At 60.5% G+C, this 21,480-nt stretch carries 18 protein-coding genes; 11 read left to right on the top strand and 7 right to left on the bottom strand.

The genetic code is table 11. From position 1 onward, the window contains the following. Window positions 1–46: 46 nt before the first annotated feature. Both glpD and ACP15S_RS16650 read right to left on the bottom strand, forming a co-directional pair. Window positions 47–1,621, bottom strand: a complete 1,575-nt coding sequence (gene glpD / locus ACP15S_RS16655) for a glycerol-3-phosphate dehydrogenase (RefSeq protein WP_425040753.1) — start codon at window positions 1,619–1,621, stop codon at window positions 47–49. Window positions 1,622–1,815: 194 nt separating this feature from the next. Next, window positions 1,816–3,099 carry a flavin-dependent oxidoreductase gene (locus tag ACP15S_RS16650; protein ID WP_425040752.1) on the bottom strand — a complete coding sequence of 428 codons (1,284 nt, stop codon included), beginning with the start codon at window positions 3,097–3,099 and terminating at the stop codon, window positions 1,816–1,818. Window positions 3,100–3,226: 127 nt separating this feature from the next. On the opposite strand from ACP15S_RS16650, the gene ACP15S_RS16645 reads away from it, so the two are divergent. Next, complete coding sequence (locus ACP15S_RS16645) at window positions 3,227–3,739, top strand: serine O-acetyltransferase (RefSeq protein ID WP_425040751.1); 513 nt, start codon at window positions 3,227–3,229, stop codon at window positions 3,737–3,739. Here ACP15S_RS16645 and ACP15S_RS16640 read toward each other — a convergent pair. Next, window positions 3,728–5,014 (bottom strand): glycosyltransferase family 4 protein, encoded by a 1,287-nt coding sequence (locus ACP15S_RS16640; RefSeq protein WP_425040750.1) that lies wholly within the window; start codon window positions 5,012–5,014, stop codon window positions 3,728–3,730. The two genes, ACP15S_RS16645 and ACP15S_RS16640, sit on opposite strands and share 12 nt — an antisense overlap. A 13-nt stretch (window positions 5,015–5,027) precedes the next feature. Continuing rightward, a complete protein-coding gene (locus ACP15S_RS16635) occupies window positions 5,028–6,398 on the bottom strand; it encodes a hypothetical protein (RefSeq protein WP_425040749.1) in 1,371 nt (456 codons plus the stop codon). Between the two features lie 208 nt (window positions 6,399–6,606). Between ACP15S_RS16635 and ACP15S_RS16630 the strand changes: the two genes are divergently transcribed. From ACP15S_RS16630 to ACP15S_RS16610, 5 genes are all read left to right on the top strand, one after another. Beyond that, entirely contained in the window at window positions 6,607–7,797 is a 1,191-nt protein-coding gene (locus ACP15S_RS16630; protein WP_425040748.1) for a glycosyltransferase family 4 protein, read from the top strand. Between the two features lie 80 nt (window positions 7,798–7,877). After that, complete coding sequence (gene xsc / locus ACP15S_RS16625) at window positions 7,878–9,671, top strand: sulfoacetaldehyde acetyltransferase (RefSeq protein WP_425040747.1); 1,794 nt, start codon at window positions 7,878–7,880, stop codon at window positions 9,669–9,671. 24 nt (window positions 9,672–9,695) lie between these two features. Continuing rightward, window positions 9,696–10,706 (top strand): phosphate acetyltransferase, encoded by a 1,011-nt coding sequence (gene pta, locus ACP15S_RS16620; protein WP_425040927.1) that lies wholly within the window; start codon window positions 9,696–9,698, stop codon window positions 10,704–10,706. Window positions 10,707–10,767: 61 nt separating this feature from the next. Next, the gene (locus ACP15S_RS16615; protein WP_425040746.1) at window positions 10,768–13,584 is read left to right on the top strand and encodes a molybdopterin oxidoreductase family protein; all 2,817 of its coding nucleotides are present in this window, start codon (window positions 10,768–10,770) and stop codon (window positions 13,582–13,584) included. Between the two features lie 100 nt (window positions 13,585–13,684). Then, the gene (locus ACP15S_RS16610) at window positions 13,685–13,837 is read left to right on the top strand and encodes a hypothetical protein (protein WP_425040745.1); all 153 of its coding nucleotides are present in this window, start codon (window positions 13,685–13,687) and stop codon (window positions 13,835–13,837) included. A 29-nt stretch (window positions 13,838–13,866) separates the two neighbouring features. Here ACP15S_RS16610 and ACP15S_RS16605 read toward each other — a convergent pair whose 3' ends face one another. Then, window positions 13,867–14,508, bottom strand: a complete 642-nt coding sequence (locus tag ACP15S_RS16605) for a VPLPA-CTERM sorting domain-containing protein (RefSeq protein WP_425040744.1) — start codon at window positions 14,506–14,508, stop codon at window positions 13,867–13,869. 101 nt (window positions 14,509–14,609) lie between these two features. Between ACP15S_RS16605 and ACP15S_RS16600 the strand changes: the two genes are divergently transcribed. Beyond that, window positions 14,610–15,368, top strand: a complete 759-nt coding sequence (locus ACP15S_RS16600) for a 4Fe-4S dicluster domain-containing protein (protein WP_425040743.1) — start codon at window positions 14,610–14,612, stop codon at window positions 15,366–15,368. Beyond that, window positions 15,368–16,240, top strand: coding sequence for a dimethyl sulfoxide reductase anchor subunit family protein (locus tag ACP15S_RS16595; RefSeq protein WP_425040742.1), 873 nt, complete (start codon window positions 15,368–15,370; stop codon window positions 16,238–16,240). The genes ACP15S_RS16600 and ACP15S_RS16595 overlap by 1 nt, the downstream gene beginning before the upstream one ends. A 33-nt stretch (window positions 16,241–16,273) precedes the next feature. On the opposite strand, the gene ACP15S_RS16590 is transcribed toward ACP15S_RS16595, so the two are convergent. Beyond that, window positions 16,274–18,442: a transglycosylase domain-containing protein gene (locus tag ACP15S_RS16590; RefSeq protein WP_425040741.1), complete on the bottom strand. Its 2,169-nt coding sequence runs from the start codon at window positions 18,440–18,442 to the stop codon at window positions 16,274–16,276. Between the two features lie 259 nt (window positions 18,443–18,701). On the opposite strand from ACP15S_RS16590, the gene ACP15S_RS16585 reads away from it, so the two are divergent. From ACP15S_RS16585 to ACP15S_RS16575, 3 genes are all read left to right on the top strand, one after another. Continuing rightward, on the top strand, window positions 18,702–19,040 hold the full coding sequence (locus ACP15S_RS16585; RefSeq protein WP_425040740.1) for a P-II family nitrogen regulator: 339 nt from the start codon (window positions 18,702–18,704) through the stop codon (window positions 19,038–19,040). Window positions 19,041–19,072: 32 nt separating this feature from the next. Then, window positions 19,073–20,380, top strand: coding sequence for an ammonium transporter (locus ACP15S_RS16580; protein WP_425040739.1), 1,308 nt, complete (start codon window positions 19,073–19,075; stop codon window positions 20,378–20,380). Between the two features lie 121 nt (window positions 20,381–20,501). Then, window positions 20,502–20,957, top strand: a complete 456-nt coding sequence (locus ACP15S_RS16575) for a hypothetical protein (protein WP_425040738.1) — start codon at window positions 20,502–20,504, stop codon at window positions 20,955–20,957. A gap of 36 nt (window positions 20,958–20,993) precedes the next feature. Here the strand turns inward: ACP15S_RS16575 and ACP15S_RS16570 are convergent, their stop codons facing one another. Further along, window positions 20,994–21,461: an N-acetyltransferase family protein gene (locus tag ACP15S_RS16570; protein WP_425040737.1), complete on the bottom strand. Its 468-nt coding sequence runs from the start codon at window positions 21,459–21,461 to the stop codon at window positions 20,994–20,996. Window positions 21,462–21,480: the final 19 nt, after the last annotated feature.

The raw sequence follows: 21,480 nt of genomic DNA, 5'->3' as shown, positions 1-21,480 counted from the left end.
GTTTGCCCTCAATCTGCGTGCAAGTCGCGCGGTTGACCAGCCCTGACTAGGCCGCTCCCGCTTGCGCCTGGCGCGTATCCATGTAGGCCTCGATAGCGCTGACCTGTGCCGTCGTCAGCCGCAGGCCAAGTTTCGAGCGCCGCCAGATGACGTCTTCCGCCGTGCGCGCGTATTCCACATCCATCAGATAGTCGATCTCACGCGCGGTCAGGGTTGCTCCGAAATCCTCGCCCAGATCCGCGGCAGCACTTGACCCTTCAAGGACTGTTTTTGCGTCCGTGCCATAGGCGCGTATCAGTCTGCGGGCCCAGCGATCGGTCAGGAAGGGATGCGCCTCTTGCAGTTCCGAGATCAGCGCGTCGACACCATCCACCGGGAAATCCCCCCCCGGCAGCGCCACACCGGCCGTCCACGGGGCTTCCACCTTGAGATGCCCACCGATCTTCTCCAGCGCGCTCTCGGCCAGACGCCGATAGGTCGTGATCTTGCCCCCGAAGATGTTCAGGAGCGGCGCGCCATTGGCATCGACTTTCAACGTATAGTCCCGCGTGGCCGCCGTCGCCGACGAAGCCCCATCATCATAGAGAGGGCGCACACCGGAATAGCTCCAGACAACATCTTCCGCCGTGATGTCCTTGGACAAGTAGCCATTGATGAAGCGGAGCAGATAGTCTCGCTCCTCATCTGTGCAATGGGGTTTTACCGACGTGTCCGCGTGTTCGGCATCGGTTGTGCCGATCAGGGTGTAGTCCGTCTCGTAAGGAATGGCGAAAATGATGCGCCCGTCCGTTCCTTGGAAGAAATAGCATTTGTCGTGATCATAAAGCCGCTTGGTCACGATATGTGACCCGCGCACGAGACGCACGGTGTCGGTCGCGTTGGAACGCACGACACCCTTGATGATGTCGCCTGCCCAAGGCCCGCCTGCGTTCACCAGCATTTTGGCGTGATACTGAGAAGTCGCGCCTGTCTGCGTGTCTTGTGTCGTGATTTGCCAATGGCCGTCCAGCCGCTCCGCGCTCAACACCTTGGTGCGCGTCATGATACGCGCGCCGCGCGCTTCCGCATCGCGCGCATTGAGGACGACAAGACGGGAATCCTCGATCCAGCAATCCGAATATTCGAAAGCCGTCTCAAACCGGGCCTCAAGGGGCGCGCCTTCCTTTGTGCCCTTGAGCGACAGGGCCGTGGTCCCCGGCAAAATCTTTCGACCTCCCAGATGATCATACATGAAGAGGCCCAGCCGGATCAGCCATCTGGGGCGTTCTCCCTTTTTCCAGGGCATGATATAGGAAAGAAGCTTGGAGGTCGGGGTATCATTCTCGAAGCGCATGTCGGCGTGGTAGGGCAAAACGAACCGCATGGGCCATGAGATGTGCGGCATCGCCCGGAGCAGAACTTCCCGCTCGATCAGGGCCTCTCGCACGAGGCGAAACTCGAAATACTCAAGGTAGCGCAAACCGCCATGAAAGAGCTTTGTGGAGGCAGACGAGGTCGCGGATGCCAGATCGTTCATTTCCGCCAAGGTGACGGACAAGCCCCGGCCCGCCGCATCACGCGCGATACCACAGCCGTTGATCCCACCGCCGATAATGAAAAGATCTGTTTGCTCATGTTGCATGCTGGCACTCTCCTCGATGCGGGCTTTTTGCCCGATTCACCGCGAAAAAGAAAGAGTTTCATGCGCGATTATGTTCGCTTTCCCGCGAAAGCGGGTATGATGAAATCAAATGGCTGATTTGCGAACATCATTCCGCACATGGCGCAGGTGCATCAGTCAATCGATCAGTTGAGCTCTGCCTTCACCTTGTTGCGTCAGGTCACACGCGCGCCATCTGGAATGCGCCGCACCGCAGTGTTGAGCGTTTCGCGCTCCAACCCTGCCGCGCGCTTGTAGGCGTCCATATGCGCGGCGCGCACTTCAGCCGGTAAAACGTCGTCAATCGCGTCAAACACCCCGCCGCACCGCTCATCCAAAAGGTTGAGCAGACCAAACGGCCCAGCGCCCCTGTTGCGCAAGACAAGTTGGGAGATGGGCTCACAAAGCTCCGCATCATAGGCCCGCAAGGCCTCCGGGCTCACGCCATGGCGGACAAACGCCGCGCCCAGAACACGGCCATCAACGATCGCCTGGCTCGCCCCGTTTGACCCTGTGGGATACATCGCATGGGCTGCGTCCCCCAGCAGGGCAACACGGCCCTGCACCCATGTCTCGACCGGTTCACGATCAATCATCGGGTTGGCATAGGCCACATCCGCGCGCCGCAACATCTCCGGCACGTTCAGCCAATCATAGCAAAACGCTTCGAAATGCGGGATGACCTCTTCGATCCCAACCGGGCGAAACCAGGTCTCGTCCGGCCAATGCCCCGGAGACGGAACCGTGCGCTCCGCAATCCAGTTGATCTCTGCAATGCCGCGCCCGTCCGGCGCAGATATCGGGTAGAGGACCATGCGCTGCGCATGGGTGCCAAGGCCAACAAAGGACGCGCCGCCGCGCAAGGGTTTTGCGCGCAACGTGCCGCGATACATCAAAGCGCCTCCCCAATGGATCGGCGGTTGATTGGGGTGCATCTGCGCGCGTACCTTCGAATGAATGCCATCCGCGCCGATCAGCACAACGCCCGCGACCTCTTCTTTCTGCCCGCTGTGCGATTGCACCCGAACGACGACGCCAGCCTGCGTTTGCTCATACCCCATGACCCTGGCATCACACCGCACTGCGCCGGGGCCCATCCGGTCCAGCACCTCACGGTAGAGCAGCATGTGAAACTGCCCCCGATGTACCGCGATCTGCGGCCAGAGGTAGCCCGCCTCCAGCCCGCGTGGTTCGGCATAGACCTCCTTGCCATTCAGACCAACCAAGGCCCATTCGCGGATGGCCACGCCAACGGATGCAAGGCGGTCCGGCCCAAGCCCGAGCTCATCCAATTCCCGCACAGCGTTGGGTTGCAGGTTGATCCCGACACCCAGTGGCTTCATCGCGCGGGCGCCTTCCAGCACAACGCAACTCAGGCCGATTTGATGCAGTGTCAACGCAAGCGCCAAGCCGCCAATCCCGCCGCCGGCGATCAAAACAGTTTGATGGTCTTGTCCCATGCCCGCCTCCCGCTTCGCGCGGGCAGTGTGAAGTACGGCCTCAAAAATGCAAGGCAGCGCAGGATCGAACACGCAATCGCCCAAGTGTGACCTTTCGGGAGCGCGCGATTTGCGGCACAAGACCTGCATGACAAACCATTATGGCATTTCAACCACTGAGCCCGACTGGTCGCGGGAAAAGATCACACGCTTCTGGGACCCGGGCCCAAAACTGCTGCGCGCCATTCGCAGATATCAGGCCGCCCGCGTCAGCGGCGCGACGCTCCGCGCCAAATACTGGGCGCTCAACCATCGCTTCTGGTCCACCATCACCCAATCCGAGCTGCACTTGCATTGCCAGATCGGCGGGGGGCTTCAGATGCCGCATCCAACCGGCATTATTGTGCATCCGGACGCGAGGATCGGGGTCAATTGCCTGCTGTTTCATCAGGTCACTTTGGCCGGGCCCGTGGTTTTGGGCGGGCATGTGGATGTTGGCGCTGGCGCAAAAATCCTGGGCCCTCTGACCGTGGGCGATGACGTCCGCATCGGTGCCAATGCTGTCGTCACTCAGGACATTGCCCCGGGGATGACCGTAGCGGGCATACCCGCGAAAGTGATTGGCAAAACGCCGCTTGCGCCTCCAGACTCAGAAGACTGACGGCAACGCGCGGCCCGTAAGGATCGCATCATAGACCTGTGCAACCTGTTCGGCCTTGCGCGCCCACGTGAAGTCCTGCTGGACCCGCGCCTGCGCGGCCATGGCCATTGGCGCCAATTGGGATGGGTCTTCCGCAAGGCGGCGCAGTTCGGTCCGAAAACCCTTGATGATGCCCGCACGCGACGACAGCGGCACCTTAATGCCTGTCTCCGGCGTCACAAGCTCGCCTGGCCCCGCATAATCCACCACCATAGCGGGCACACCCAATGCCATGGCCTCCAGAACGACCCCGCCGCCAAACTCACGGATTGAGGGGAAGGCTAGAATATGGGCGTCGCGCAAGACATTCTGTACCTCCCGGTGCTCCAACCATCCATGAAAGGTCACGCATTCGGAGCCACCGGCCTGCTCCTCCAGCGCATGGCGCATCGGACCATCGCCAATAATGTCAATCTGAATAGCCCCGCGTTCAATCAGGGGCTCTGCAGCGGCGAGCAACATGTCCGCGCCCTTGTAGGGCACCAGACGCCCAACAAAAGCTGCGCGCAGCAACCCCGACCGGGGCTTCACCGTTGCGTTGAAGCGCGCGGGATCGATTCCGTTTTCAGGCAGATAGACGACCTTGTGCGCGCAACTCTCGGGCATCTCGGAGGCCGTATGTCGGGATCCGCACAAAACAGCAGAGGCATGTTTCAAGGTCGCCTTGCGACCGGGCAGCGCTTTATAGGCGTTTCGGACATAGCTCAGATACTCCCGCTCCGCCCGCCGTTCGCTGTCAAACTCATCTGGCCACGGCACGCCCCCGTTGAGGGGGCCCAGCAAAAAAGGCGTGCCGGTTTTGGCAATGCGCGCGGCAATCGGGCTCGCGATGGTTGGGGAGAGGGGCGTGATGCGATGCACGATGTCCCACTCGCCCGCCGCAATACGCTCGCCGAACTGCTGCCAGACCAGACGTTCGAAGTGCGGATAGGCAATCGCATTGAGCGCCTGCACCATTGTCCAGCCTTTGCCCTGCCCCATGCGGAGCCACTCGCCCAGCTTCCAAAGCGGTCTCGCGAAGGCCTCACTGTCAATGAACGTGACATCTTGGCCCTCAACATACCCTGCCTTCAGGATCGCCTCGCGGTTACGACTTTGCGTAACCAGATGCACCTCCGCACGCGCCCGCAACGCGTGGGCCAGCGACCACCCCACCAGCGGGACAGAGACCCAATCGGGGTTTGCCGCCTCGGCAATCGCCAAAACACGCGGCGTGTCAGAAGGTGAGCGCATCATACCAGACCCTGTCTCACTGCATTATCGGCTTCCAACGCGCCACTTCTTTCCGCGCCACACGGGTTGAGACCTTGTTGAGCGCCTCGGCATATCCCAGAAGCGCACCCGACAGAATCCAGGTCAGAGGGGTGATCGTGGCATTAGGGATCATGTCCACCGCATTGATCCCGAGCAGCAGCGACAGCGGTCCGATGTAGGGCGATATGTCTTCCTGCTTTTGCCGTCGCATGACCCGCCAAAGCAGGAAAATCGGCAGGCAGATCAGCCCGAATTCCGCCAGAAACCCGACCCAGCCATAGACGCCCAGTGTGATGATCCAACGGCCATCCGTTGTGGTTTCAAGTGCACCAGAATAGGGGTTCCAGATATGGTTGCGTCCCCATGATCCCCAACCGAACACAGGCTTTTCATAGGCGCGGTCGAGGAGGATATCTTCATTGTAGAAGCGAAACCGCAGCGATCCGGCGCGTTCCTCGTCGATGCGTTCGGCTTGCGTCAGGATGACCTGACTTGGCAGGACTTCCGTGCCTTTGAAGATCGGATAAAAGAACGCAAGGAGAGCCAAAAGTGCGGCCACGCGTATCTGGTTTTGCACGCCCAAGAGCAGCACCACGGGCAACAGAAAAACGGCAAAGATCAGGGATCCGAGCGATTTACACGCGACCAGGATGACCCCCAGATAGAGCGTCGCACCGATCCACATCCATCTCTTGCTCTTCTCGAACTTGAACACCGCGGCCGCGGCCACGAGCGCCATCATCATGAAGAACGCAACCCAAAGACCATGGTAGAGGAACACTGTGGGGCGCCACCCGCCGAACCGGACCGTCTGATGGAATGTTCCCGAGAAGAACCCATAGGTCCAGACGTTGAGTTGTGGGGACAGGCGCACTTCGGCCAGCACGGGGATGGAATAGACCAATCCGCCGATCAAAAAAGCGAAGATCAATTGGCGTTGCGATCCCGCGGTATTGAGAAATTGCCGCGCCAAGAGAAACGGCAGCACAAGCAGGAACTGGCTGATCGACAGCGCCAGCGCGTCTTTCAGGCCAAGTGCGGGCAAGACAAGCTCGCCCCAGAATACAGGCTCTGAATTGAAGAGAACGGTGGCCACAGGCGACAGCACAAACACGGCCAACAACGATCGGCCCACCCTGTTCTCCGGCCACAGGCTGCCCTTGAGCTGACCGGTCGCCAAAACGATGACGAAAGCCGCCAAGGCCGGGATATTTTCCTTGTGCAGCGGCGGCATGATGGGAAAGTCAAATGTCGCAGGCAGCGGCGGCAAAATCAGGTATCCGCCCAGAAGGGTGCATGTGAAGGCAAGCGACGGCGAGACACGGCGGTAAAGTAGCACCGCCACGATCGGCCAGAGAGCCAGCATCAGATATGCAAACGCGTTAGGCATCAGACCCCAATTTACCAATCAACTCTTTATGCTCCCCAAATGCGGCAAAAATGAGCGGTTTGTCCACGCCTAAGCCCGAGAAAGCGCCCCGAATGGCCCATCACAGCCGCTTTCTCCTTGCGCTTTGCCCAAGGTATGGCAGTTTCCGCACACTTCTGGACCTGACCCCAAGAGATCTCTGATCGTGCCCGACCGGCTGCGCATTGCCTATATCTGTGATTTTTCCCCGCTGGACACGAACTCCTATTCCGGCGGCAACAACCGCATTTACAACGCGCTCCAGAAACATGTGGGCGATGTCACGATCCTCGACGCGGGATGGGGAATGGCCGAACCTCTCCGCAAATTGTGTCATGCGCTCCCTGAAGCGATCAATCTGCGGCTGCGCTGGCGCCTGCATCTGGCGCTTTCGCGGACGATTGCGCGGCATGTCCATCGCCAGCTTATGGCAGAGCCGTTCGACGTCGTGTTTTGCGCCTATTCGTTTCAATCCATGATGAATGTCCGCGTGCCGGCCCGCATGACATCAGTGTTCACAGCTGATGCAACGCCCACAACCTACAAACGCTCGGAGGTCGGAGAGAGCTTTGGATCCTTCATCAAAGCCTCTCGCCTGCTGGACCCAATGATTCTCAACGCGGAACGGCGCACATTCCAGCCAATTGACCTGACTTTGTGGCCCACCGACTGGCTGAAATCGGGTGCTGATGATCTGTATGATCTTCCCCACGAGACCAGTATCGTCATTCCATGGGGCGCCAATATTGACGCGCCCCCGCGCATGGATCTGCCGCCGCGACTGGCACAGGGCAAACCCGTGCGATTGTTATTGGTCGGACGGGATTTTCATGCCAAAGGCGGGCCGCTCGTCTTGTCCGTGCTGGAACAGCTGCGACACCGCGATATTGATGCGCAGCTCGATATAATCGGCGCGGTTCCCGATGGCATCGAGCTTCCCGAAGCCGTCACGTTTCATGGCTTGCTCAACAAGAGCAGTCCCGGGGGTTTGCAGAAATTTCAAAGCATTATGAGCGCTGCGCATTTCCTTGTGCAGCCCTCCTTTGAAAGCTATGGCTTTGCTTTCTGCGAAGCCTCTGCCTACGGTTTACCCTCGTTGTGCCTGCGTGTTGGCGGGGTGCCGGTACGCGACGGCATCAATGGGCACGCCTTGCCCGCAGGAGCGTCCGCGCAAGACTTTGCCGCGCTCATCCAGCGCTATCTCGCATCGCCAGACAGCTATGCCGCTCTGCGCGAGAGCAGCCGGGCGGAGTATGAAAACGCATTGAATTGGGATCGCTGGGGCGAACGCGTCGCAGACGTGCTCCATGCCAAACGGGCGGGCCGCCTCCTGTCTGGACTTAAATCCAGAAGTTGACTGGACCTAACGAGCCACGCCACATCGGACTAGGTTCCGCGCAATCCAATTGACGACACAACAAGGTAGGGAGATCCGCCATGAAAATGACGACCGAAGAGGCGTTTGTCAAAACGCTGCAGCGCCACGGTATCGAGCACGCCTTCGGGATCATTGGCTCTGCCATGATGCCGATTTCCGATCTGTTCCCCCGCGCAGGCATCACCTTCTGGGACGGTGCGCATGAAGGGTCGTCCGGCATGATGGCCGATGGCTATACCCGCGCGACCGGCAAGATGTCGATGATGATCGCGCAGAACGGCCCCGGCATCACGAACTTCGTGACCGCAGTCAAGACAGCCTATTGGAACCACACGCCGCTCCTTCTCGTGACGCCGCAAGCCGCCAACAAGACAATTGGTCAGGGTGGCTTCCAGGAAGTCGAGCAAATGAAATTGTTCGAAGACATGGTCGCCTATCAGGAAGAAGTGCGCGATCCGTCCCGCGTCGCCGAAGTTCTGACACGCGTGATTTCTCAGGCAAAGCGCCTCTGCGGTCCGGCTCAGATCAACCTGCCGCGCGACTTCTGGACGCAAGTGGTCGACATCGAGATCCCCGATCCCATCGAATTCGAGGCCTCCCCTGGCGGCACGAATTCCGTCGCGGCCGCAGCCGAGATGCTGTCAAATGCCAAGAACCCCGTGATCCTCAACGGTGCGGGTGTCGTGCTCTCCGAGGGTGGCATCAACGCCTCCATGCAACTGGCCGAGCGCCTCGATGCGCCGGTTTGCGTAGGCTACCAGCACAACGACGCCTTCCCCGGCTCGCACCCGCTTTTCGCAGGTCCGCTGGGCTACAACGGCTCGAAAGCTGGTATGGAGCTGATCAAGACAGCAGACGTCGTGCTCTGTCTTGGCACGCGCCTCAACCCGTTCTCGACCCTGCCCGGCTACGGCATGGAATACTGGCCTGCGGACGCCAAGATCATTCAGGTTGATATCAACCCTGATCGCATCGGCCTGACCAAGAAAGTCTCCGTCGGTATCGTGGGTGACGCAGCCAAAGTGGCCCATGGCATCCTGAATGGCCTGTCGGACACGGCCGGTGATCACCAGCGTGCCGAGCGCAAGGCCCGCATTGCCGAGACTAAGTCGAAATGGGCCCAACAGCTGAGCTCCATGGATCATGAGGACGACGATCCCGGCACCACCTGGAACGAGCGCGCCCGCGCCGACAAGCCCGACTGGATGAGCCCCCGCATGGCATGGCGCGCGATCCAATCCGCGCTGCCCCGTGAGGCGATCATCTCGTCCGACATCGGCAACAACTGCGCCATCGGCAATGCTTATCCGTCCTTCGAAGAGGGCCGCAAGTATCTCGCGCCCGGGCTCTTTGGCCCCTGTGGCTACGGCCTGCCCGCCATCATTGGCGCCAAGATTGGCCGTCCCGATGTCCCGGTCTGTGGCTTCGCCGGTGACGGCGCCTTCGGCATCTCCGTGACAGAGCTCACGGCGATTGGGCGCGACGAATGGCCTCCGATCACGATGATCGTCTTCCGCAACTACCAGTGGGGCGCTGAGAAGCGGAACTCCACGCTCTGGTTTGAAGACAATTTCGTGGGCACCGAGCTTGACGACGGCGTCTCCTATGCGGGCATCGCCAATGCCTGTGGCCTCAAAGGGGTGCAGGCGCGCGGCATGGATGAGCTGACAGACGTGCTCAACCAGGCGATCAAGGACCAGATGCAGAACAACACCACGACCCTGATCGAGGTTCTCCTCAATCAGGAACTGGGCGAGCCCTTCCGCCGCGATGCGATGAAGAAGCCCGTCGAAGTGGCTGGCATCGATCCCGCGGATATGCGTCCGCAACAGCCTGCCAAAGCGGCAGAGTAAAACGTGTCAGCGTCCTCCCCAAGTGTGAGCGGCGCTGACAGGCCGCTGCCCAGGCTTCGTGCCCGGGCAGCGGCCAACCGCATGCGCATTGTGCTCAGCGAAGGCAGCGATCCACGCGTTGTCGCGGCGGCCTGCGCAGCCCAAAAGACCGGGATCGCAGACGTCGTTCTGGTTGGGCCCACCGCTGATGTAGAAGCTGCGCTCAAACGCGAAGGCGGGTCCGTCGAGATTGCAGATCCCGCGACATCGCAAGATCTCCAGAGATACACCGATCTCCTTTTAGAGCTGCGAAGCCACAAAGGCATGACGCCCGAGAAAGCCGCCGCGCAGGTCCAACACCCGCTTGTCTTTGCTGCCCTTATGGTACGCGCGGGCGATGCCGACGGGACTGTCGGCGGCGCTGTCCACACAACATCCGACACCGTGCGCGCCGCGCTTCAAATCATTGGCAAGGCCAAGGACGCGCCGCTCGTGTCGAGCTTTTTCCTCATGGCGCTCCCGGAAGGCCATGCCTCGGGTCGCGACGCCATGATCTTCAGCGATTGCGGTCTGGTCATTGATCCGAGTGCCACTGAGCTGTCCGGCATCGCGCAGCAAGCCGCAGCGTCTGCGCAAGTACTTCTGGGCGTCGAACCGCGCGTCGCGCTGCTCTCCTTCTCGACGAAAGGCAGTGCATCGCATCCCCGGGCCGACAAGGTGACGGAGGCGCTTGGCCTCGTCCAAGCCGCAGCGCCCGATCTGAAGGTCGACGGCGAATTGCAATTCGATGCTGCCTTCGTGCCTTCCGTAGGGGCCAGCAAGGCGCCGGGCTCCGAGGTCGCCGGTCAAGCAAACGTTTTTGTCTTCCCGGATCTCGACGCGGGCAACATTGGCTACAAAATTGCCCAACGCGTCGGCGGTTGCGAAGCAATCGGCCCGGTGTTGCAAGGGCTTGCGCATCCGGCGAATGATCTCTCGCGCGGCTGCGTGGCAGAAGATATCGTGAACATAATCGCAGTGACCGCCGTTCAGGCGCAGGCCGCTGCACAGACATAAGAGCCGACAGCTCAGACCGCCCGCGCCTCCAAAGCGCCCGGCACCACAGGGAGAAGACATCATGGGCCAGCCCAAGATCGATACGTCGCCGAAAGTCTCCGACGAGATCCGCAAGACGACCTGCTACATGTGTGCCTGCCGCTGCGGGATCAATGTGCATATGAAGGACGGTAAAGTTGCCTATATCGAGGGCAACCGCGATCATCCGGTGAACCGTGGCGTGCTTTGCGCCAAAGGCTCTGCGGGCATCATGCAGGTCAACGCGCCCTCGCGCCTGCGCGCACCGCTCAAGCGCGTCGGTCCGCGCGGATCAGGTGAGTTTAAAGAGATCAGCTGGGACGAAGCCCTGCAAATCGCGGCGGATTGGCTGGAGCCCATTCGCGCCGAGGACCCCTCCAAGCTCGCCTTCTTTACAGGCCGCGACCAGTCCCAGAGCTTCACAAGCTTCTGGGCCCAAAACTTCGGCACACCGAACTACGCGGCCCACGGTGGCTTCTGCTCGGTGAACATGGCGGCTGCGGGCATCTATACGATGGGCGGCGCGTTCTGGGAATTTGGCCAACCCGATTGGGACCGCACCAAACTCTTCATGATCTTTGGCGTGGCCGAGGATCACGACAGCAACCCCATCAAGATGGGCATCGGCAAACTGAAGGCGCGCGGCGCACGCGTGATTGGTGTGAACCCGATCCGCTCGGGCTATAATGCCGTGGCTGATGATTGGATTGGCATCACGCCCGGGACCGATGGGCTCTTCATCCTCGCCCTCGTGCATGAGCTCCTGAAAGCGGGCAACATCGACCTGCGCTATCTCGCGGATTACACCAACGCGCCCGTGTTGATCGACTGTGACCCCGCCTCCGAGACTTATGGCCTCTTCCAGCGCGACGCGTCGGGCAAAGAGCTTGTCATTGATCGGCGCACCGGCAAGCCCACAGCCTTTGATACAGACGGCGTCGTGCCGGATCTGGGCGGGACGTATCGTCATGCCGGGATCACGCATGTGACAGTCATGCACAAAATGGCCGAACGCTACCTCGAACCAAGCTACGCCCCTGAAGCTGTGGCCGAGCGCTGCGGCATCAAGGCTGAAAAGATCCGCAAGATCGCTGCAGAACTGGCCCGCGTCGCCTTTGAGGAAGAGATCACGCTGGATGTGCCCTGGACGGATTTCCGTGGCCGCCACCATGACAAGATGGTGGGCCGCCCGGTCTCCTTCCACGCGATGCGCGGGATTTCCGCCCATGCCAACGGCTTCCAGACCTGCCGCGCGCTGCATGTGCTGCAGATCCTGCTGGGCTCCGTCGAAGTGCCCGGCGGCTTCCGCTTCAAGCCGCCCTATCCCAAGCCCGTGGCGGCGCATCCCAAGCCCCACTGCAAAGTGACCCCCGGCAAACCGCTCGACGGCCCGCACCTGGGCTTCGTGCAGGGCCCCGACGATCTGGCGCTCAAGGACGACGGCTCTCCAGCGCGCATCGACAAGGCCTTTACATGGGAGAACCCCATGTCCGCCCATGGCCTCATGCATATGGTGATCTCCAACGCCTACGCCGGCGATCCCTACAAGATCGATACGCTCTTCATGTATATGGCCAACATGTCGTGGAACTCGTCGATGAATACCAAGGGCGTCATGGAGATGCTCACGGATAAGGATGAGAGCGGCGCATACGTCATCCCGCGCATCATCTACTCAGACGCCTATAGCTCCGAGATGGTGGCCTATGCCGATCTCATCCTGCCCGACACGACCTATCTGGAGCGCCACGATTGCATCTCGCTGCTCGACAGGCCCATTTCAGAGGCCGAAGGCGCGGCAGACGCGATCCGCTGGCCCGTGATCGAGCCTGACCGCAATGTGCGCGGATTTCAGTCGGTCCTGTGCGAGTTGGGCGCGAAATTGAACTTGCCCGGCTTCACCAATGAGGACGGCACCCAGAAGTACGCCGATTACGCCGATTACATCACGAACCACATCCGCAAACCCGGCATCGGTCCGCTGGCCGGATGGCGCATGGGCGAAGATGGCCTGACCGACGGGCGCGGCGAAAGCAATGCGGCTCAATTGGACAGCTACATCAAGAACGGCGGTTTCAAACTCTTCCATATCGAGGAGGACGCGCAGTTCTACAAACCGTGGAACATGGCCTACCAGAAATATGCTGTGGATATGGGCTTCTATGATGCCCCCGCGCCCTATCTCTTCCAGCTCTATGTGGAGCCCATGCGCAAATTCCAGCTGGCCGCCGAGGGCCATGGCGAGCGCCAGCCGCCTGAGCATCTGCGCGAGCAGATCAAATCGCGCCTCGATCCTCTGCCGATCTGGTACGATACGGCGCAAGCCAACAAAGGCGACGAATACCCCATCACCGCACTCACCCAGCGTCCTATGGCGATGTATCATTCCTGGGGCACGCAAAACGCGTGGCTGCGCCAGATCCATGGCCGCAACCCGCTCTACCTGCCGACCAAACTCATGCAGGACCACGGGCTTCAGGACGAAGACTGGGCCACAGTCACCTCACCCCATGGCAGCATCACAGTGCCCGTCATGGAAATGGCCGCCCTCAACGACAATACCGTCTGGACATGGAACGCCATCGGCAAACGCAAAGGCGCCTGGGCGCTGAGCGAGGACGCGCCAGAGGCCACCAAAGGCTTCCTGCTCAACAACCTGATCCACGAGCTGCTCCCGCCTAAAGGCGACGGGCTGCGGTGGGCCAATTCCGATCCGATCACAGGTCAGGCCGCATGGTTTGATCTCAAAGTGCGCATCGAGAAGGCAAAAGCCCCCCAGGAAAGCCAGCCCGCCTTCCCTGCGCAGAAATCTCCTGTCGGCAAAGGCCCTGAAACAGTAGAGTGGAAAGTCGGATCATGACCTTCCTCTTGCTGGAAATATCCTCGGGGGGTGAATTGGCGCAGCCAAGAGGGGGGCGGACAGCCCCCCTGCCCCCAGCGACGCGGCACGCGGCGCAATCATGAGCAATCAAACCAAAACCCTTCTGCTCATCGCGGCCTTCGTCGTCGCAATGGTGGCCTCTTTTGTCTGGTTCGTGGCCACATGGGATCCGTCAAAAGAAGAACCGGTGACAATGAGGCCAATGACGGTCACTACAGGAGCGGCGGCCTGATGGTGGGGTCCCTGTCCAATTGCGCGCCGTCAGCCACGCATCTTGCGCCGCAACACAAGTGCGCCAAGCCCCGTCAGGAGCAAAACGCCGCCTGCGGGCAGTGGCACGGGCGCTGTAGTGCTCACAAGTTTGAAATTGTCATACCCCACAGTCTCGGACGGATTGCTCCAGCTTTCCGCACGAATGGCAAAGACCGTGACATCGGCCAGCGTTTCCTCCCATTGCGACTGCGTAACGCCAAACAACTCCGCCGTGAGAACCGCCGAGGCCGATTGCCAGACATCGGTCGGATCCACCAAAATGACATCCGCGCCAATGGTGCGCCCGCCGCCGGTAATGCGGATCTCGCCAAAACCGTCAAGATAGCCGCCCGTGGCCTGATCGGTCTGGATGAAATCAGCCGAGAACGTGGCGCCATCAAAGGCCGAGAGATCGCCCAGCCAGTCGGAATTGAACGTCACGTCCATGAAACCGCTGCCCGTGTCTTCGATGGACATATAAGGGTCATCCGCGCCATCCGGCCCGCCATTGGCAATACTGCCCGCGCCAAGATTGATCACACCAAAGCCGTTGAGGCTGCCATTGTTGAAGTCCTGAGACAGGGTCAGGGCATGGGCCGAACCGGCCAACAAAACCGCCACGCAGGCGGCCAAAGCACGTTTCAAGATCATCGTCGTTTGTCCTCAAATGGGTATCTGAATGACGAAGAGGCTATCACACGTCGCGCACAAACCCAAACGCGCGCGCCCCAATCAGAGACAGGACGCCACACATGACGACACTGCCCCAGACCACCGAGCGAAAACTTGGCCTCGTGATTGACCTAGATACCTGCGTCGGCTGTCATGCCTGCGTAGTGTCCTGCAAAGGCTGGAACACCGAGAATTACGGCGCGCCTCTGGCCGATACCAACGCCTATGGCGCGGACCCCGTCGGCTCCTTTCTCAATCGCGTGCACAGCTATGAAACCGTCCCGGAAAACGGAACCGCCAAGCTTGTGCACTTCCCCAAATCCTGTCTGCATTGCGACGATGCCCCTTGCGTGACCGTTTGCCCAACGGGCGCCAGCTACAAGCGTGTCGAAGATGGGATCGTGCTGGTCAATGAGACCGATTGCATTGGCTGCGGCCTGTGTGCCTGGGCATGCCCCTACGGCGCGCGCGAGATGGATCCGGTCGAAAAGGTCATGAAGAAGTGCACGCTCTGTGTGGATCGCATCTACAATGAAAACCTGCCTGAGGAAGACCGCGAGCCGGCTTGTGTGCGCACCTGCCCTGCAAATGCACGCCACTTTGGGGATTTCAACGATCCCGAGAGCAATGTGAGCAAATTGACGGCAGAGCGCGGCGGCATGGATCTCATGCCGGAACAAGGCACCAAGCCCGTGAACAAATACCTGCCGCCCCGGCCCAAGGACGAGCTCGACGAAATCGATGTGCTGGCCCCGTTCCTAGCACCGATGGAGACGGCACCGGGCCGCGACCTGCCCGGCTTCCTTGGCTGGCTCGACAAAACACTGGAGAAACTCTGATGCATCCAGCGCCCTCAATCATCGCGTTCACCACACTTTCCGGCCTGGGCTTTGGCCTGCTTTTCTGGCTTGGCCTCGGCATGCCCGGCTCCACGGGCGGTGTGGCCTTTGTTTTCTGGGCTATCGCCTATGCCCTGTCCGTGGGTGGGTTGATTTCCTCGACGCTGCACCTCGGACATCCGGAACGCGCCATCAAAGCCTTGTCGCAATGGCGCTCGTCGTGGCTCTCGCGGGAAGGGATCGCGGCTGTGGCCACGCTTGTGGTCATGGGGCTTTATGGCTTGGGGCGGGTCTTCTTTGACGCCTCCTGGCAACCGCTGGGCTATCTCGGCGCAGCCCTGTCATTGGTCACAGTCTACACAACCTCCATGATCTACGGTCAGCTCAAGTCCGTACCGCGTTGGAACCAGTCTGTCACACCGGCTCTGTTCCTCACCTTCTCACTGGGCGGCGGCGCTTTGCTGGCCGGACAGGTGACAATTGCCGTGGCCCTGTTGGCCTTGGCCGCCGTCGTTCAGGTCATCTGGTGGGTCAAGGGAGACGGGCGTTTTGCTGAAGCGGGCAGCACACTGGCCTCTGCCACCGGGCTTGGCAATATGGGCGCTGTGCGCGCATTTGAGCCGCCCCATACCGGCACCAACTACCTACTCAAAGAGATGGTTCATGTGGTCGGCCGGGCACATGCGCAGAAACTGCGGATCATTGCCTTCGCGCTTGGATTTGCTGTGCCCATCGTGCTGTTGCTGCTGCCGTTTTCCCACTGGGTCGGGCTTCTGGCCGTGGCCAGCCACATCGCGGGCATCATGGCATCGCGCTGGCTGTTTTTCGCAGAGGCGGAGCACGTCGTAGGCCTTTACTACGGCAAGCGCTGAGGACCACAACAGCCCACAGTCAAGACGCGGGGATTAATTCCCGCGTCCGAAGAGATCGCGCAAGACCTGTTCCAGGACCGACTCCACGACCGCCTCAGGCGTCACAGGCCTGCGTTGTTCAGGCTGAGGTTCCGGGGCCGGCGCGGGTTTCGGTGCCGGGCGTTGCATCGGCAAAGCGCGCGCCGGCAACCCTTCATGCACGCGCACCATGGTTTCGCGCCAGATCTCGGCAGGCAAGCCACCGCCCGTAACACCGGTCAGGGGCGTGTTGTCGTCGTAGCCCATCCAGACACCCGCCACGTAATCTGCCGTAAAACCGATGAACCACGCGTCTCGTGCGGCTTGTGTCGTACCTGTCTTTCCGGCGGCTTCGCGCCCGTCTAGCCGCGCCCGCGCGCCCGTGCCATCGCTAACGACGCGCGACATCATGTAGGTCAGTTCCCGCGCAGCGCCCTCATTGATGACGCGCTCGCCCATGCCCCCGACCGTATCCATCACCGGAGTTTCCTCTCCCTGCAGACGCAGTTCAATCAGGCCGTAAGGGGTCACTGACGAGCCACCATTCAGAATACCGGCATATGCGCCGACCATTTCGATCAGGGTGGATTCCGACGCCCCAAGCGCCATGGCGGGCGTATCAGCCAGGCTGTTTTCGATGCCGAAGTCACGAGCCACGCGCTGCACCAGATCACGGCCCACACTTTCGGAAATCTTGACCGCTGGAATGTTGAGCGAGTCCTTGAGCGCGTCCGTCAGCGTCACGGCGCCTTTGTAATCATTCGTGTAGTTCTTCGGACACCACTGCCCCGAGCCGGGGATATCCATGCACATGGGCTCATCGACGACCGTGTCATTTGCCGAATAGCCCAACTCAAGCGCGGTGGCATAGACAAAGGGCTTGAAGGCGGAGCCCGTCTGGCGCAAGGCCTGCGTTGCACGGTTGAACGCGCCCGACACTTTTGTCTGCCGCCCCCCGACCATGGCACGCACAGCCCCATCCGAGCTCATCACGATCACGGCGGCCTGCGCTTTGGAGCCTGCGCGCACCTTGTTCTCAAACACATAGGTCAGCGCGTCTTCCGCAGCTTTTTGCAATCGCTGATCCAGCGTTGTCTTGATGATCACATCTTCGGTTGTATTGCCCGTGAAAAACTCGGGGCCTTCCGACATTACCCAATCCGCGAAATAGCCCCCCGCACGGCGCTCAGCTGCTTGGGACAATTCCGCCGGATTGGCCACCGCCAATTGCCGTTCCACATTGGAGAGATAGCCCTGCTCTTCCATCAGTCGCAAAACCGTCTCCGCGCGGCGGCGTGAGCGATCGATGTCGTTGGTCGGCGCATAGCGCGACGGGGCCACCAGCAGCCCCGCCAACATGGCCGCTTCCGCCGGGTTCACCTCTGCCGCGGATTTCCCGAAATAGCGCTGCGAGGCCGCTTCAAATCCGCGCGCGCCCGCGCCGAGGAAAGCACGATTGAGATAGACCGTGAGGACTTCGTCTTTTGTGTATTTCGTCTCCATGGCAATCGCATAGGTTGCCTCGCGAATTTTACGCCATAGCGACCCGTCACGACACTCGCGTTCATAGGCCGCCTCGCTTTCCCACAGGTTGGGATCGAAGGGCTGCCCCATGCAGAGCAACTTGGCCGTCTGCTGGGTGATGGTTGAGCCGCCATGGCCAGACAACGGCCCACGCCCTTCGCGCAAATTGATGCGGATCGCGCTGGCCACCCCGCGTGGGCTCACGCCAAAATGCCGGTAGAAACGCTTGTCCTCGGTGGCAATCACAGCGTTTTTGAGATGCGGTGATACGGTGTTGGCGTGGATGGCCCCACCGAATTGATCGCCGCGCCAGGCGAAGACGGCGCCGTCGCGGTCCATCATTGTGACAGAGCCCCGTGCGCGCCCATCCAGCAGATCACCGACATCCGGCAATGTGGCCCAGTAGTAAAAGACGCCCCCCGCCAGCAACATGGCGATCACAGCGCTCACCGTGATGGTGACCTTCATCACCAATCGCAAGACCCAACGGACAAGCGCCGAGACAAGCCCGATCACACCGCCCCGCCGTGTTTTGACAGGCGTGCGGCGCGCAGGCTTGCGCCGTGTTTTCGCGCCCGCCTTCGGCTTGGGTTTGGGTTTCGGCGCACCATACCGCTTGTCGGCCACCAGCCGGGTGCCGCGCCGCTTGGAATCACTCATATCGACAACCTGCTCGGACTGTTCTTTTGCCTAGAATACCGCGCCACTCCGCCAATGTTGACCCGTTGTCTCCCAAGCATAGCCTTTTTCTTCCGTCTAATTTTTGAGCAATCATATTAATATGTGCAAAAATTGTGCAATCCTGTTGGATCTGCACCCGCAATTCAGGCGCGTTCCCCTGTTTCCGTCCGCCGCTTGGGTCATTCCTCTGCACATGCAAACGCGAGGGCTGACCTCGCAGACGGAAAGGGGATCGTTCGTGAAACTGATCATAGCGACAATCAAACCGTTCAAGCTTGAAGAGGTCCGCGAAGCGCTGACCGAAATCGGCGTGCGCGGCATGATGGTAACGGAAATCAAAGGCTTTGGATCGCAATCGGGTCATACCGAAATCTACCGTGGCGCTGAATACGCTGTGAATTTCGTGCCCAAGGTAAAGCTGGAAATCGTCGTCTCTGCGAGCATGGCCGATCAAGTGATCGAAACCATCACGAAGACAGCCCAGACCGGCAAGATCGGCGACGGCAAGATCTTTGTGCTGGATGTGGCTCAGGCCGTGCGCGTGCGCACCGGCGAGACCAACGAAGACGCCCTGTAAAGACAACGATTGCCTCTCAAAGGATGACATCGATGAAACTCAAAACACTCCTTGCTGCTGGTGCGCTGACCGCGCTGCCCAGCCTGGCCCTCGCGCAAGACGTACCGGGCTTCGACGAAATCGGCCCCTACATCATGACGACGCTGCTGTTCTGCATGGCAGGCTTCCTCGTCTTCTTCATGGCTGCAGGCTTTGCGATGCTTGAGGGCGGCCTCGTGCGCTCCAAGAACGTCACGATGCAAATGACCAAGAACATCGGCCTCTATTCCATTGCTGCGATCATGTACTGGCTCGTCGGCTTCAACACGATGTATCCCGGCGACTTCAACGGCTATTTCGCCATTGGCGGTCAAACCGTTCTGGATCCCGTGGGCGTGACCGCGGCGGACGCGGCGCTTGATTACGCCTCTGTCGGGTCGGACTTCTTCTTCCAGCTGGTCTTTGTGGCGGCAACAGCCTCCATCGTCTCCGGCGCGCTGGCCGAGCGGATCAAGCTGTGGCCATTCCTGGGCTTCGTCGTCGTGCTGACAGGCATCATGTATCCGATCTCCGGCTCCTGGCAGTGGGGCGGCGGCTGGCTGTCCGAAATGGGCTTCTCCGACTTCGCCGGCTCAACAGTTGTGCACTCCGTGGGTGGCTGGGCCGCTCTGGCAGGCGCGCTGATCCTGGGCCCGCGTATCGGCAAATACGGCAAAGACGGCCGCGTCACGCCGATGCCTGGCTCCAACCTCGCCCTGGCCACTTTGGGCACGTTCATCCTGTGGCTCGGCTGGTTTGGCTTCAACGGCGGCTCGCAGCTGGCCATGGGCACCGTGGGCGATGTCTCCGACGTAAGCCGCATCTTCGCCAACACAAACATGGCCGCAGCCGCTGGCGCTGTCACCGCGCTGATCCTGACACAACTGCTCTACAAAAAGCCTGACCTGACTATGGTGCTCAACGGCGCGCTGGCCGGTCTGGTCTCCATTACGGCTGAGCCTCTCGCCCCAACCCTCTTCGGTGCGCTCTGGATTGGTGCCGTGGGTGGTGTGATCGTTGTTCTGACAGTTCCGATGCTCGACAAGTTCAAGATCGATGACGTTGTCGGCGCTATCCCGGTCCACCTCTTTGCAGGGATCTGGGGCACGGTCGCCGTGGTCTTCTACAACTCCGATGCATCGCTCGGCACACAGATCACAGGTATTCTCGCCTACGGCATCTTCACCTTCGTCGCATCCTGCATCGTCTGGTTTGCTCTGAAAGCAACCTTCGGCATCCGGGTCAGCGAGGAAGATGAGGTCAACGGCCTAGATACCTCCGAGCTTGGCATGGAAGCCTACCCTGACTTCTCAAAAGGCTAAATCCTCCCTTTAGCTGGTCGAGACACTCCCCGGGCGATCCGTCGCCCGGGGCTTTTCTTTTGAAATCCGCTTGGCGCGCGCGTTGGGTCCAATCACAATAGAGCTCTCAAAGGAGCGCGATATGATGGACCTTCACACCTACCACGCCACGTCCGGTCGCTTCGATCCCGTTTGGACGCTGGAGATACAGACCCTGCCCGAGGACACCGACCGTCTTCTGGATGCGGTCATGGAGGTCTATCCCCTCAGCTATGGACGCTATCAGCGCAACGCGAGTATCTCAGCCACCGGGCAAGAGACCGCGCAACCCGAACCCGGCTCCACGACAACGACCCATGTGCCGGGATTTCAGGCTGGCGCCACGGAAACCTATCCGATGGTCGAGCTCAAGATTTCCCTTCCGCGCGACGAGGCCATCCTCTCACGTGTGATGGACGCGCTTCTGGCGGTCCACCACTATGAGGAACCTGTGATCTTTCTGCGCGAGGATTGGGCCCACCGCGCGGCCTATGACCCCAACAGAGACAACCCGCATCGATGGTGGAACAACGGACGCGGGCTGCCTGACAAGCTCTGAGATCGCACAAACACATGCGGTTTCTGGGCAGTGCACTCAGTCGATCAGCGATTTCGTGAACACGACCTTGGCATCCCCCGGCGCCCAGAACTCCGGAATCCGCGCGACTTCCGCATATCCCGACGCACTATAGAACGCCCGCGCAGGCGCATATTCCGGCAAGCTTGACGTCTCTACAACCATCATGCGCATGCCCTCCTCCGACAGACGCGCCTCCAACGCAGCAACAAGCCGCGCGGCCCATCCCTGCCGATGCGCCGCCCCGCGCACGCCCAAAGCGCGCATATTGGTGACGTTTTGGGCCAGATCTTCTGCTTGCGCAAAACACATGGCCTGTATCTGCCCATCTGCTTCTCCAACCAGCCAGAGTTGCCCCGGTTGGCCAGATGTGGCGGCAAAAAAGTCAGGTAGCATCTCGGGCGGGAACAGCGCGATGGTCGTTAAAAGGTCCTGTACGTAGGGAATATCCGACGGTTGCATGTCGCGGATGGTCGTCTTGGTCATGGTGGTGTCCGTTTCACTT

Origin of the sequence: Primorskyibacter sp. S187A, assembly GCF_049800955.1 — a bacterium.
Taxonomy (GTDB): domain Bacteria; phylum Pseudomonadota; class Alphaproteobacteria; order Rhodobacterales; family Rhodobacteraceae; genus JAKVBH01.
The sequence above is the reverse complement of the archived record's forward strand: the minus strand, read 5'-3'. Positions and strand labels throughout refer to the sequence as shown.

Excerpts from the sequence above, each read along its gene's own strand:
- ACP15S_RS16580 (WP_425040739.1), top strand. The coding sequence starts at position 19,073 with ATGAAACTCAAAACACTCCTTGCTGCTGGTGCGCTGACCGCGCTGCCC.
- ACP15S_RS16610 (WP_425040745.1), top strand. The coding sequence starts at position 13,685 with ATGAGCAATCAAACCAAAACCCTTCTGCTCATCGCGGCCTTCGTCGTC.
- ACP15S_RS16615 (WP_425040746.1), top strand. The coding sequence starts at position 10,768 with ATGGGCCAGCCCAAGATCGATACGTCGCCGAAAGTCTCCGACGAGATC.
- ACP15S_RS16635 (WP_425040749.1), bottom strand. The coding sequence starts at position 6,398 with ATGCTGGCTCTCTGGCCGATCGTGGCGGTGCTACTTTACCGCCGTGTC.
- xsc (WP_425040747.1), top strand. The coding sequence starts at position 7,878 with ATGAAAATGACGACCGAAGAGGCGTTTGTCAAAACGCTGCAGCGCCAC.
- glpD (WP_425040753.1), bottom strand. The coding sequence starts at position 1,621 with ATGCAACATGAGCAAACAGATCTTTTCATTATCGGCGGTGGGATCAAC.
- ACP15S_RS16590 (WP_425040741.1), bottom strand. The coding sequence starts at position 18,442 with ATGAGTGATTCCAAGCGGCGCGGCACCCGGCTGGTGGCCGACAAGCGG.
- ACP15S_RS16605 (WP_425040744.1), bottom strand. The coding sequence starts at position 14,508 with ATGATCTTGAAACGTGCTTTGGCCGCCTGCGTGGCGGTTTTGTTGGCC.
- ACP15S_RS16600 (WP_425040743.1), top strand. The coding sequence starts at position 14,610 with ATGACGACACTGCCCCAGACCACCGAGCGAAAACTTGGCCTCGTGATT.
- ACP15S_RS16650 (WP_425040752.1), bottom strand. The coding sequence starts at position 3,099 with ATGGGACAAGACCATCAAACTGTTTTGATCGCCGGCGGCGGGATTGGC.
- ACP15S_RS16570 (WP_425040737.1), bottom strand. The coding sequence starts at position 21,461 with ATGACCAAGACGACCATCCGCGACATGCAACCGTCGGATATTCCCTAC.
- ACP15S_RS16575 (WP_425040738.1), top strand. The coding sequence starts at position 20,502 with ATGATGGACCTTCACACCTACCACGCCACGTCCGGTCGCTTCGATCCC.
- ACP15S_RS16640 (WP_425040750.1), bottom strand. The coding sequence starts at position 5,014 with ATGATGCGCTCACCTTCTGACACGCCGCGTGTTTTGGCGATTGCCGAG.
- ACP15S_RS16645 (WP_425040751.1), top strand. The coding sequence starts at position 3,227 with ATGACAAACCATTATGGCATTTCAACCACTGAGCCCGACTGGTCGCGG.
- ACP15S_RS16595 (WP_425040742.1), top strand. The coding sequence starts at position 15,368 with ATGCATCCAGCGCCCTCAATCATCGCGTTCACCACACTTTCCGGCCTG.